This window comes from Paraburkholderia terrae, from assembly GCF_002902925.1.
GTDB lineage: Bacteria > Pseudomonadota > Gammaproteobacteria > Burkholderiales > Burkholderiaceae > Paraburkholderia > Paraburkholderia terrae.
In genome coordinates this window covers 1,516,744-1,529,413 of the sequence record NZ_CP026112.1, presented here as the reverse complement: position 1 = coordinate 1,529,413, position 12,670 = coordinate 1,516,744, and the positions used below count along the sequence as shown (strand labels likewise).

The 12,670-nt window shown below is 65.9% G+C and carries 11 protein-coding genes; 5 read left to right on the top strand and 6 right to left on the bottom strand.

Annotation, left to right across the window (positions count from 1 at the left end):
* The first annotated feature begins 9 nt into the window (after nucleotides 1–9).
* From C2L65_RS23030 to C2L65_RS23015, 5 genes are all read left to right on the top strand, one after another.
* Nucleotides 10–747 carry a ribonuclease activity regulator RraA gene (locus C2L65_RS23030; protein ID WP_042308100.1) on the top strand — a complete coding sequence of 246 codons (738 nt, stop codon included), beginning with the start codon at nucleotides 10–12 and terminating at the stop codon, nucleotides 745–747.
* A gap of 82 nt (nucleotides 748–829) precedes the next feature.
* Nucleotides 830–2,155 carry an MFS transporter gene (locus C2L65_RS23025; protein ID WP_042308098.1) on the top strand — a complete coding sequence of 442 codons (1,326 nt, stop codon included), beginning with the start codon at nucleotides 830–832 and terminating at the stop codon, nucleotides 2,153–2,155.
* A 44-nt stretch (nucleotides 2,156–2,199) separates the two neighbouring features.
* Nucleotides 2,200–3,258, top strand: a complete 1,059-nt coding sequence (locus C2L65_RS23020; RefSeq protein ID WP_042308096.1) for a LacI family DNA-binding transcriptional regulator — start codon at nucleotides 2,200–2,202, stop codon at nucleotides 3,256–3,258.
* 437 nt (nucleotides 3,259–3,695) lie between these two features.
* Nucleotides 3,696–3,875 (top strand): hypothetical protein, encoded by a 180-nt coding sequence (locus C2L65_RS45615; RefSeq protein WP_156132299.1) that lies wholly within the window; start codon nucleotides 3,696–3,698, stop codon nucleotides 3,873–3,875.
* A gap of 369 nt (nucleotides 3,876–4,244) precedes the next feature.
* Complete coding sequence (locus C2L65_RS23015) at nucleotides 4,245–5,462, top strand: NnrS family protein (protein WP_042308091.1); 1,218 nt, start codon at nucleotides 4,245–4,247, stop codon at nucleotides 5,460–5,462.
* Between the two features lie 36 nt (nucleotides 5,463–5,498).
* Here the strand turns inward: C2L65_RS23015 and C2L65_RS23010 are convergent, their stop codons facing one another.
* The 6 genes from C2L65_RS23010 to C2L65_RS22985 all read right to left on the bottom strand — a co-directional run bounded on the left by C2L65_RS23010 (nucleotide 5,499) and on the right by C2L65_RS22985 (nucleotide 12,640).
* Complete coding sequence (locus tag C2L65_RS23010; RefSeq protein WP_042308089.1) at nucleotides 5,499–6,617, bottom strand: GGDEF domain-containing response regulator; 1,119 nt, start codon at nucleotides 6,615–6,617, stop codon at nucleotides 5,499–5,501.
* 115 nt (nucleotides 6,618–6,732) lie between these two features.
* Nucleotides 6,733–7,737 (bottom strand): chemotaxis response regulator protein-glutamate methylesterase, encoded by a 1,005-nt coding sequence (gene cheB, locus C2L65_RS23005; protein WP_042308088.1) that lies wholly within the window; start codon nucleotides 7,735–7,737, stop codon nucleotides 6,733–6,735.
* Entirely contained in the window at nucleotides 7,734–10,037 is a 2,304-nt protein-coding gene (locus C2L65_RS23000; protein ID WP_042308085.1) for a hybrid sensor histidine kinase/response regulator, read from the bottom strand. The genes cheB and C2L65_RS23000 overlap by 4 nt, the downstream gene beginning before the upstream one ends.
* Entirely contained in the window at nucleotides 10,034–10,744 is a 711-nt protein-coding gene (locus C2L65_RS22995) for a chemotaxis protein CheW (RefSeq protein ID WP_042308092.1), read from the bottom strand. Before C2L65_RS22995 ends, C2L65_RS23000 begins: the two co-directional genes overlap by 4 nt.
* Entirely contained in the window at nucleotides 10,725–12,158 is a 1,434-nt protein-coding gene (locus C2L65_RS22990; protein ID WP_042308083.1) for a CheR family methyltransferase, read from the bottom strand. Before C2L65_RS22990 ends, C2L65_RS22995 begins: the two co-directional genes overlap by 20 nt.
* A complete protein-coding gene (locus tag C2L65_RS22985; RefSeq protein ID WP_042308082.1) occupies nucleotides 12,155–12,640 on the bottom strand; it encodes a chemotaxis protein CheW in 486 nt (161 codons plus the stop codon). Before C2L65_RS22985 ends, C2L65_RS22990 begins: the two co-directional genes overlap by 4 nt.
* Nucleotides 12,641–12,670 lie beyond the last annotated feature (30 nt).

Here is a 12,670-nt window from a genome sequence, read left to right as displayed (position 1 = left end):
CGACACAAAATGACCGCATCCGAAACGACCGTGAGCGCCGAGACGCTCGAACTACTCCGTCACGTGAGCACCGCGACGCTCACCACGCAACTCTTCAAGCGCGGCCTGCGCAACGTGTTCCTGCAAGGCGTCGCGCCGCTCGTGAAACCCGCGCCGGGCGCGCCGAACCTGGTCGGCCCTGCGTTCACGCTGCGCAATATCCCCGCGCGCGAGGACATCGATCATGTCGGCGTGTTTCAGGACCCCGACCATCCGCAGCGCAAAGCGGTGGAAACGGCTCCGCCCGGCAGCGTTCTGGTGCAGGACTGTCGCGGCGACCGCACGGTGGCCTCGACGGGTTCGATCCTCACGTTGCGCCTCGCGAAGCGCGGCGTCGCGGGCATGGTGTCCGACGGCGCCGTGCGCGACAGCGGCACGATCTCCGAACTCGGGCTGCCGATCTGGTGCGCGGGAGCCAGCGCGCCGCTCAATCTCGCGAAGCATCATGCCGTCGACATGAACGTGCCGATCGCTTGCGGCGGCGTAGCCGTGTATCCGGGCGATATCGTCGTCGCGGATGTGGACGGCGTGGTGATCGTGCCGCGCGAGATGGCCGAAGAAGTCGCGCGCGATGCGACCGAGCAGGAGCAGCTCGAAGTGTTCATCCAGCAGCGGGTCGCCGAAGGCAGTCCGCTGCGCGGCACGTATCCGCCGAACGAAGAAACGCTTGCCGCCTATAAGGCGTGGCGCGAAGCGCAGAAGCAGTAACGCTTTTAGCGTCACCCTGAACGTCACGACGACAACCTGCACAACGAGGCCCGCGCGCACGCAGCCGGGCCCGGGAGACACCGTGAACACCGTCACTTCCGCGATCGACGAATCGCGCCTTATCAATCGCCTCGGCTTGCGGCTCATGCCGTTGCTCGGCCTGCTGTATCTGGTCGCGTATATCGACCGCTCGAACATCAGCTTCGCGAAGCTGCAGATGCTTGGGAGCCTCGGATTGTCGGAAGTGGCGTATGGGTTGGGCGCGTCGCTGTTCTTCATCGGCTACCTGATCTTCGAGGTGCCGAGCAACGTGCTGTTGCACAAGTACGGCGCGCCGAAGTGGATGGCGCGCATCATGTTCACGTGGGGCGTCGTGACGATCCTGCTCGCGTTCACGCAGAACGCGACGATGTTCTATGTGCTGCGCTTTTTACTGGGCGCATCCGAAGCGGGGCTTTATCCCGGCGTGATCTACTACCTGACGCTGTGGTTTCCGCAGCGGCATCGCGTGCGGATGCTCGGTTACTTCACGGTGGGCAGCAGTCTCGGCAACATGGTCGGCGCGCCGATCTGCGGCTGGCTGCTCGACAAGGGCGGTTTGCTCGGACTGCAAGGCTGGCAGCTCGTGTTCATCGTGACGGGCATTCCTTCCGTGCTGCTGACGCTCGTCGTGCTGTTCTGCCTGCCCGCATCGCCGCGAGAAGCGAAGTTCCTCAACGACGAAGAGAAGAACTGGCTCGCGCGCACGCTGGACAGTGAAAGCACGCAGGCACGCAAGAGCGCCGCACGTCACGGCACACTCATGAGCGTGCTCACCGAGCCGCGCGTGATCGGCATGGCGCTCTACTACATGATGCTGTCGATCTCCGTCTACGGCGTCAGCTACTGGCTGCCGACGCTCGTGAAGGGTTTCGGTGTCAGCAACACGACGAACGGTTTTCTCAACATCATTCCGTGGCTGATGGCGACGATCGTGCTCGCGTGGCTGCCGTCGAAACTGCGCGCGGGCAATCGCGCGATCATTGCGATGCTCGCGTCGGCGCTGCTCGGCATGGTGTTCTTCCTGTCGTCGGTGTTCCTGCCGACCAACACGCTGCGCTTCGTCGCGCTGTGCTTCGGCGCGCCGTGCATGTATCTGCTGATTCCGTGCTTCTGGACGCTGCCGCCGAAGTTCCTGTTCGGCGCGCGCGCCGCGGCGGGCATCGCGGCAATCAACTCGCTCGGGAATATCGGCGGCTTTATCGCGCAGAACCTCGTGCCGTTCGTCAAGCAGACCACAGGCAGCACGCAGGCACCGATGCTGATTCCCGCCGCCTGCATGCTGATCTTCGCGTGCGTGACGATGTTCGTTCTGCGGCGCAATGGGCGTGGAGCGCGAAGCGTCAACGGCGCACCCGTCACTGAATAGGCCATTGGCTACAATAGCCGCGCAACGTCTCCGTTCATTCACTCATGCCGACCGCCAAGCCAACCGACGCATCGATCGATCTCAAGGCCACGCCCGCGCGCCGCACGCGCGGCGGGCCGAAGGGCTTGCGCATCACAGATGTCGCGGCGCAGGCGGGCGTGTCGCCCATCACCGTATCGCGCGTGTTCAACAACCCGGCGTCCGTCGCGCCGGAAACGCTCGAACGTGTGCGCCAGGTCGTGCAGAAGCTCGGCTATGTGCCGAACCGTCTCGCGGGCGGTTTATCGTCGGCGCGCTCGCGGCTGATCGCGGCCATCGTGCCGACTGTCGCGCACTCGCTGTTCTCCGAGACCATTCAGGTTTTCAGCGAAACGATGTCGCGCGCGGGCTATGAAGTGCTGCTCGCGCTGAGCGGCTACAGCGACACGAATGAGGAAAGCCTGCTCGACACGGTATTGAGCCGCCGTCCTGAAGGCGTGTTGCTTACGGGCGTCGCGCACACCGATTCGTTGCGCGAGCGTCTGCGCAATGTCGGCATTCCCGTGGTCGAAACGTGGGACATGACGGAAACGCCGATCGACATGCTGGTCGGCTTCTCGCACTACAAGATCGGCGTCGCGGTGGCGGAGCGGTTCTTGTCGCGCGGCGTGAAGCGGCCCGCATTGATCTCCGCGAGTGATGTGCGTGCGCTCGCGCGCCGGGCGGGGTTTCGCGAGCGGCTTTTTCAAGCGGGCATGATCGATGTCGCCGAAGTGATCGTCGCGCCGCCTAGTTCTGTTGCCACAGGGAAGGCCGCGTTGCCTCGATTGCTGCAGGAGGCGCCGAATGTCGATGCCGTGTTTTGCGGCTCGGACCTGCTGGCCATCGGCGCGCTCGGTGCGGCGAAGCGCATGGGCCTTGATGTGCCTGCGCGTCTTGCGATTTGCGGCTTCGGCGACCTCGAGTTCGCGACGGAAACGACGCCGCAACTGACGACGGTGCGTGTCGATGGCACGCGTATCGGCGTGAGCGCGGCGCGCGCGTTGCTCGATCGGCTGGATGGCGTGCAGGAACGCGCGTTCGTTGATGTTGGGTTTAGCTTGGTGGAGCGCGAGTCGGCGTAAGCGACCTGGTTGATGTCTGGAGTTGGTATGGCCGGTTTGCTTTGCGCTGGCATCCGCGATTTGCTCTTTCGCTGGCATCCGCGGTTTGTTAGCTTGCTTCAAGCGTCGCCCCTGTGCGGGGCGGCACCTACTTTTCTTTGCCGCCGCAAAGAAAAGTAGGCAAAAGAAAGCGGCTCACACCGCCAATTCTAGTTTTTGCCTGAGGGCCCCCAACGGGTCTTACGCTTCAAACGGCGGCGTCTCCGTTCAGCGCACGTTGCCAACGCTCCGAATGAGCGCCTCACCCGCTTCAAATACCCGTACACGTGCTAGCGGCAGCGAATGGTATGTGCCGCCCAGGTGGCAAACTGTGTGTAGGTTGTCGCGTCGTATAAGTTAGCGCTCTTACAGGGTGGAACGTATGCGCTATCGGTCCGAAGTGAGGCGCGCGAGGCACTATGGCCTACACACAGTTTGCCACCTGGGCGGCGGTGGACTATCTGGCACGGCATGGTGAAGCGCGGGTGCGTGAAGCGGGTGATGCGCAGCGCAAGAGCGTTGGCAACGAACATGGGTCACGTGATTGCCGTGTGAAGCGTAAGACCCTGTGGGGGCACTCAGGCAAGCACAAGAATTAGCGGTGTTAGCCGCTTTCTTTTGCCTACTTTTCTTTGCGGCGGCAAAGAAAAGTAGGTGCCGCCCCGCACAGGGGCGACGCTTGAAGCACGCTAACAAACCGCGGATGCCAGCGAAAAGCCCCAAAAACCAAACCGGACGCCAGCGCAAAGACCAAAAACAACCCAAACTGCTTGCGCAGCAAATCCCGAAAAAACCTGCCATGACCCATCACTAACGAGTTGAATCGACCCTCGCATAGGTCAAAAAGACTCCAGTGAAAATGACTCATGCTCACACCGAGCGAACGGCCTGCAAGGCCTTCTGCGTTGGCACAAAGCCTGCATCGGCACAGCGGTCCGCAACTGAGGCATCTCCACTACGAATCACTCATGAAACCTATCGAGCCCCGCGCCACCTTCGTGCCGCCTCCCGGACGTTACCGCCCCGCGCAGCGCTTCGCGTTGCTCAATCTCGGCTTTCGTCCGTTCTACCTGGCGGGCGCGGGCTTCGCCGCCATCGCGCTGACCGTGTGGCTGCTGGTGCTCGCAGGCGTACCGGTGACGGGCAACTATCTGCTGAAGCTCGATCCCATCGGCTGGCACGCGCACGAGATGGTGTTCGGCTTTGCGGCATCGATCGTCGCGGGTTTTCTGCTGACTGCCGTACGCGCATGGACGGGCATGCAGACGACGAGCCATCGCACGCTCGCCGCGCTCGCATTGCTGTGGCTCACCGCGCGCGTGCTGGTGTGGAGCGGGCCCGCCGTGCCCGCTGCGCTGATCGACAGCGCGTTTCTGCCCGCCGTCGCGTTCGCGCTGCTGCGCGTGCTGATGAAAGCGGGCAACCGGCGTAACTATTTTCTGGTGCCTGTGCTGTTGACGTTCGCCGCGCTCAACGCCGCGTTCCATGTGCTAGTGCAAACGGGCCGCGCCGATCTCGCGCTGCGTTGCCTTTACGCGGCAGCGGGCATTGTCGTGTTGCTGGTCTCGGTGATCGGTGCGCGCGTGATTCCGATGTTCACGTCGAATGCGATTCCGGGTTTTGTGACGCGCCGCTGGAAGCTGGTCGAGTGGAGCGCCGCGCCGTTGACGCTGTGCGCACTGTTCGCCGATGCCGCCGCGGTGCCGTCTGCCATTGTCGCGACGCTCGCATTCGCGGCATGCGCGATCCATTGCGCGCGGCTGATCGGCTGGCGTTCATACAAGGTGCGCGGCCCGGCGATTCTGCTGATCCTGCACGTCGCCTATGCCTGGATGCCCGTCGGCTTCGCGCTGCTCGGCCTGAGCGCGCTCGGATTCGTGGCCCATTCCGTCGCCATTCACGCCTTCACGGCGGGCGTGATCGGTGGGGCGATCATCTCGATGATCACGCGCACGGCTCGCGGTCATACGGGCCGGCCACTCGTTGCCGATACGCGCGATATCGCGAGCTACGCGCTCGTCACGCTGGGCTCGGCATTGCGCATCGTCGGGCCGCTCGTTGCGCCGGGTCACTATCAGATGTGGATCTGGAGCGCGGGCGCGTGCTGGATCGCCGCGTTCGCGATCTATGCGGGCGCATACGCGCTGCCGTTGATGCGTCCACGCGCGGACGGCAAGCCGGGTTAGCGCCGTTGCATCAATCGAGCGCTAAACGGCGCTCGCTCACTCCGCCGTCGAGCGCGTTTCGCTCCGACCGCTTTCCATCGCCGCCACGCGGTTTTTCCCATCCCGTTTCGCGCGATAGAGCGCGAGGTCGGCGGCTTCGATCAGTGTCGTCATCGGCGCATCGGGCGCGGGCACCAGCGTCGCGCAGCCGACACTGATCGTCACGTACTGCCCCGACGATGAGCCCGCATGCGGAATGCGCAGCGCTTCGACTTCAAGCCGGACCTTCTCGGCGAGCAGGCGCGTGCCGCCCGCCGACGTGCCTGGCAGCACGACCGCGAACTCCTCGCCGCCGAACCGCGCGGCAAGATCGCCGGGCCGCCCGAGGCAGCCTTCCACCGTCGACGCGATCTGCTTGAGCACTTCGTCGCCCGCGACATGGCCGTAGGTGTCGTTGTACGGCTTGAAGTTGTCGACGTCGATCATCAGGATCGACACTTCCGTTTGCGCGCGCATGCCGCGCCGCCATTCGGCGTTCAGATATTCGTCCAGATACCGCCGGTTCGACAGACCCGTCAGTCCATCCGATTGCGTCAGCTTGCGCAGTTCGAGATTCGCCTCCAGCAGTTGCTGCTGCGATTCGCGCAGCGCTCGATACGCCTCGTCGCGTTGCAGCAGGTTCACATACGAGCGCGAGTGATAGCGGATGCGCGCAACCAGTTCCATCCGGTCGGGCAGCTTGACGAGATAGTCGTTCGCGCCCGCCGCGAAGGCCGCGCTCTTGATGGTCGGCTCTTCCTTGGTCGAGAGCACGATGATGGGCACGTCGCGCAGCTTCGTGTTCGTGCGGTACGCCTTGACGAGCGTGAGACCGTCGATGCCGGGCATCACGAGGTCCTGCAGGATCACCGTGGGGCGCGTGTGGGTGGCCGCGTGGATGGCTTCGTCGGCGCTCGCGCAATAGTGCAGGTCGATGCCGTCTTCGTTCGCGAGCGCGCGCCGCACCGCTTCCGCGACGATCGCCTGGTCGTCGACCAGCAACACCATGATCGGCACGTCGGACAGCGCGGCCGTTTCCAGCGCGGCGCGCGCGGCTTCGAGCGCGGCATTCGCGCGGTCGGCCGACGTCGATGTGGAACCCCCCTGGTCCCGTGCCCCGATTTGATCGAAGTCCATGTGCGTACCCCTGTCGGAATTGCTGGTCATGCGTTGTCTCGGTGTTTCACTGCGTGCTGCCCTTGCATCGAATGTCCCGTTGCTCCAGTCTCTGCCCCTGCTGCCTTGCGCTACATCAACGTCGCGCGAACGCCGCCAGCTGACCGGCGATGCCGGCCAGCGGCAGAATCCGGCGCGCCGCGCCAAGCGTCGCGGCCGCCTTCGGCATGCCGTAGACGGCGCAGGTCGCTTCGTCCTGCGCGATCGTGTCGTAGCCTTTTGCGCGCATCGCCTTCAGGCCGATCGCGCCGTCGCGGCCCATGCCCGTCAACAGTACGCCGAGTGCTTCGCCGGGCCAATGCTCGACCACACTATGAAAGAACACGTCGACGGAAGGACGGTAGGGCATCTCCGCCGGTTCGCGAGTGTAGTGCAGCGCGCCGTTCTGTGTCAGCAGCATGTGATCGTTGGTCGCCGCGAGCAGCGCGACACCCGCAGCCGGCAACTCGCCCTCGCGCGCGGTGCGCACCGCGACGGACGTCTGCCCGTCGAGCCATTGCGCCATGCCGTCGGCGAACACCTGGTCGACATGCTGCACGATCACGATGGGCGCGGCGAAGTCCGCGGGCAGGCTGCCCAGCACGGTCGCCAGCGCAGCCGGCCCGCCCGCCGACGCGCCGATTGCCACCAGCCGCTGCGCATCGCGCGTGAGCGGCGCGATGGCCGTTTTCCGCGGCGCCCAGGGCTTGTCCATCAGCTGGCCGATCTGGTCGATCTTCTGCAGCATCAGTAGCGCGGACTCGCCGATGCCGCGCGCGGCGAGCGTCGGCGTATCGACGGCGTCGAGCGCGCCTGCGCCCATCGCCTCGTAGACGCGCCACGTATTCGCGCCTACGCTGCTCGTCACGATCAGGATCGGGCAGGGCGTGCGCGCCATGATGCGGCGCGTCGCTTCCACGCCGTCGATCTTCGGCATGATCAGGTCCATCAGCACGACGTCCGGCGTCTGCGCGGCGCAGAAGTCGACGGCTTCTTCGCCATTGGCGGCGACCCACAGCACGCGATGCTCGGGGCGCAGCGCGATCACGCGGCGCAGCGCTTCGACGGCGAGCGGCAGGTCGTTGGCGATGCCGATATTCATGCTGATGCCTCTCCGATCAGGTCGCGTACGGCATCGAGCAGGGCTTCGTCATGGAAGCTGCCCTTCGCGAGATAGTAGTCCGCGCCGGCTTCGAGCCCGCGCCGGCGGTCCTCGTCGCGGTCCTTGTACGACACGATCATCACGGGCACGGACTTGAACAGCGGGTCGCGCTTGATCAGCGTGACGAGCTCGATGCCGTCCATACGCGGCATGTCGATATCAGTGACGACGAGATCGAATGTTCCACTGCGCAGTGCGTTCCAGCCGTCCATTCCGTCGACGGCGACCGTCACCGCATAGCCGCGTTTTTCGAGCAGCTTGCGTTCCAGTTCGCGCACCGTCAACGAATCTTCGACAACCAGCACATGCTTGCGCTGCCGCGCTGCGACGTCGTGCGCGCGGCCGATCCGGTCGAGCTGTCCGCCGCGCACGAGCTTGTCGACCGAGCGCAACAGGTCGTCGACATCGACGATCAGCACGGCGTCGCCGTTCTCCATCAGCGCAGCCGCCGCGATGTCGCGGATCTTGCCGAGGCGCGGGTCGAGCGGTTGCACGACGAGCATCCGCTCGCCGAGAAAGCGGTCGACGGCGATCCCATACGTCACCCGCTCGTCGCCGATCATGACGACGGACACGGACTCGCGCGTCACGCCCGCCTGCGCGCCGAGCAACTGATGCGCGGTGACGAGCCCGACGGGCTTGCCGTCGAACGCGAAGTGTTGCTGGCCTTCGAGCATGTCGATATCGGCGCGCGCGAGTTCGAGCGTACGGCGCACATGCGCGAGCGGAAACGCGTACGCCTCGCCGCCCACGTCGACGAGCAGGCTGCGCACCACGGAGAGCGTCAACGGCAACTGCATCACGAAGCGCGAGCCGTGGCCGGGGTCGTTGAAAATGCGCACCGTGCCGCGCACGGCCTTGACCATTTCATGGACGGCGTCGAGGCCGACGCCACGGCCCGACACGTCGGTGACCTGATCGCGCATCGAGAAGCCCGGCAGCAGCAGGAAGTCGAGCAGCTCCGGTTCGGACAGGCGCGCGGCCGTGTCTTCATCGGCGAGCTTGCGGCGGATCACCGACGCGCGCACGTTGTCGAGATCGATGCCCGCGCCATCGTCGCTGACGCTGATCAGCAGCTTGCCCGCGCTGTGGCGCGCTTCGAGTGTCACGTGGGCTTCGGCGGGCTTGCCGCGCGCGATGCGCGCATCGGGCATCTCGATGCCGTGATCGAGCGCGTTGCGCAGTAGATGGCCGAGCGGCGCGTCGAGCATGTCGAGAATGTCGCGGTCCACCTGCGTCGACGTGCCGACGATCTCGAACTTCACGCGCTTGCCGAGCGAGCGCGCCAGATCGCGCACGACGCGCGGATACGCATGCGTCGCGTCGCCGAATGGGCGCATCCGGCATTGCAGCGCTTCGTCGTACAGCAGTTGCGCGAGGTTGGCGCTGCTGCGGTCGTAGTGGTCGAGTTCGTCGAGACGCGCGCCGAGCGTGTGCTGCATGCTGTTGAGCGCGGTGCGCACGTCGGCGAGCGCCGATAGCGCTGCATCATCGAGATGTTCGGCGAGTGTGTCGTAGAGCGCGTCGAGCGCGCGCGAGGTTTCGCGCTGCGTGCGTTTGATGCGCAGCATCGAGGTCGCGAACGGCTTGAGCCAGCGAGATTCCACCAGCACTTCGCCCGACAGACTCAACACGCGGTCGAGATTCGCGGCGCGCACGCGCAGCATGCGGTCCGGGGTACGAGCCGAGGCATGTGTGTCTTGTTGCGCGGGGGCGTCGGACGGGGCAGTTGTGTCGGTTGCAGGCGCTTCCGGCCGTTGCGCGAGCGCCTCGGCCTGCAGTTGCGCCTGGAGTTGCGCATACACGTCGACGTCCGGCTCGATGTTCGCTCCGTTACCGTCTGCCGTCTCACGCGCGGCGCTTTCGGGCGACAACATCCGCCTCACGAACCCGTCGATATCGGTGCGCGTAACGGGCGCGTCCGGCTTCGCATCACCCACGCGCATCAGCAGATCGACGCCGCGCAACAGCACGTCGATATGCGCGGGCGTCAGTTGCAGTTCGCCGCGTTGGGCGCCGACGAAGCACTCTTCCATCACATGCGCGATATCGACGCCATCCTGCAAGCCGATGATGCGCGCCGCGCCCTTGAGCGAATGCGCGGCGCGCATGCAAGCTTCGAGCGCGGCGGCGTCGGCCGGGCGATGTTCGAGCGCGAGCAGCCCGTCGGACAGCACGCGCGTTTGCACGGCGGCTTCCTCGCGGAACAGTTCGAGCAGCGACTGATCGTCATCCGTCATCGCAGGCTCCGGGCAATCGAGTCGAATAGCCGCGCCGGGTCGATCAGGCCGACGGTTCCGCCGCGCCACGCGAGCACGCCGCAGGCGTGCGACGCGGTGGCGTGCGCGAGCGTCGCGGGTACGGGCAGCAGTTCGGCGTCCGCATAACGGATCACGCCTTCGACCTCGTCGACGGGCAAGGCAATGGGCGGAGCGGCGGGCTCGCTGTCGTGCGCGGCGACCAGCATCCGCGCATAGCCGTTGCGCGCGGCCTGCTTCGTGTCGGCGGCGCGGTCCATGTTCAGCAACTCGCCGAGCGAGACCGCGACGGTCAGCGCGCCGCGCACGTTGACGACGCCGAGCACGGCGCGTGAGCGCTGATGCGGCAGCGAATGGATCGCGCGGATATCGTCGATCTCGCGCAGCACGCGCGTCGGCAGCGCGAGCCATTCGCCCGCGACGCGAAAGGCGAGGGCGGACTGCGTCTGCGCGGACGCTTCACGCGCTGCGGCGTTAGGTGCGCTCGACTCCGTACGCGCAACGAGGTCCGTGTCGCTCAAAGGCCGGTCGAACAATTGCGCTGCGCCTTGCGCGAAGACCGGGCAGTTCAGGCAACGAAAATGCTCGGCGAGGCGCGGGCACGTGTTGTCGCCGCGCGTGCCGATGCGGTTCCAGCAGTCGTCGACGCGCACGGACGCGCTTGAATGATCAGGAGCGTCGTGCAGCATGGAATCCTCGTGAACGTTGCGCATCGTCCGTTGGCGCCTGAGCCGATTGTGTCGATTGAGCCGCGCGCGCCGCCGAGCGTTGCGCGCGCTGCATCAGATTCTGGGCGCCCGCACGATCGCCGCCGATGTCGAGCAGCGCGGCCAGATGCGTGAGCGCTTCGTAATGCGCGGGGTCCAGATAAAGCGCCTTGCGATAGAAGTCGGCGGCGTCGGCGCTGCGGCCGCGCGCATCGGCGATCAGGCCGAGCAGATAGAACGCGTCGACATTCGGTCCATGCACGATCGCATGTTGATGTGCGAGGCGCTCGGCTTCGTCGAATTCACCGGCGTCCGCGTGACGGCGCGCGGCAGCGAGCGAGGGTTCCGCAGCGGGTTGCGGCGTCGGCGCGGGCGGCGTCGCTCGCACAGCGGGTTGCGTTCGCGGCGGCGTGACGGCGCGGTTCGCAAGCGGTGGCTTCGCGGGCGCGCGAGTTGCCGCCGTACACGCGGGCGCACGCGCGGCTTGCGTCGTCGTCACGTTTGCCGCGCTCAACGCAAGCGGTTTGACCGCGCGCGCCGCATTCGTTTCCTCGGGCGTGCTGCGCCGGAAAGCAAACGCGAGCGGAATCCGCGCGGAGGTCATCGCATGGCTTATCATCAGGCCCGTTTCGGCGGGGCCGACGAAGATCGTGCCGCCGTTGGCGAGATTCGCGTCGAGCACGCGGATCGCGCGGTCCTGCGCTTCGCGGTCGAAATAGATCAGCACGTTGCGGCAGAAAATGAAGTCGTACGGTGCCTGCGCGCCGGCTTGCAAGTCGAATAGGTTCGCGTGCGAGAAGCGCACCGTCTCACGCACGCGTTCGCTCAGTTGCCAGTTGTCGCCCACGGCCGTGAAATGCCGGTCGCGAAACGCGAGCGGATGGCCGCGAAACGAATTGCGCCCATAAAGGCCCGCGCGCGCATGCGCGATCACGCGCGCGCTGATATCGAAGGCATCGACGGTGAAGCGGTTTTCGCCGATGCCGTCGTCGAGCAGCGTCATCGCGATCGTGTACGGCTCCTCGCCTGTCGAGCACGGCAGGCTCAGCACACGCAGCACGTGCATCGGATCGCGCACGAGCCGCTCGTTCGCGAGCCGCGCGAGTGCAACATACGCCTCGCGATCGCGATAGAACCAGGTTTCGGGCACGACGAGCGCCTCGATCAGCCCCTGCCGTTCGTCGCGCGACACAATCAATTGCTGCCAGTACGCTTCGATCTCGGCGGGATCGACGCCGACGCTCGTGTCGTGCGCCGCGAGGCCCAGGCGCGTCACGCGCACGCGTTCGAGCACCGCGCGCTCCACCGCGTTGATGCCCAGCGACGACGCGTCGATCCCCGTCTCCCGCAGGAGCCAGGCTTCGAAGCGCGGCACGAAAGCGTTCGCGGCGTTCATCGCGTATGAGGTTGGGGTTGCGGGAAGAGCAGCGCTTTCACGTCGTCGTCGAGCATCTGCTGCACGTCGATCCATTGGATCAAGCCGGACTCGTCGCTTGTGACGGGGCCAAGCCAACGCGCGTGCGGCGTCGCGATGCCGCTGTCGGCGAAGTACTCGCGCTCGATCCGGCGTGTCTGCGTCGCGCGTTCGACGATCAGGCCGAGCAGCCGCGGTGGCGTGTCCGCGTCAACGGGTTCGCGCGTGTCACGATAGTGGACGAACACGAGCCGGGTCGAGCGCCAGTACTGCGACGGACGCCCAAGCGCGAGTTGCGCGAGATCGATCACGGGCACGGGTTCGCCGTGCCGCTCGATTACGCCCGCGACCCACGCGGGCGCGCCGGGAATCGCCTTGGTGGCCGTCAGCGTCTGTACTTCGACGATGTCGGCGGCATCGAGCGCATAGCGGTCGCGGTCGAGTTCGAACAGAAGGAAGAGCATCGCCGTCACCGTATCAGCCGTGTTGGGCCT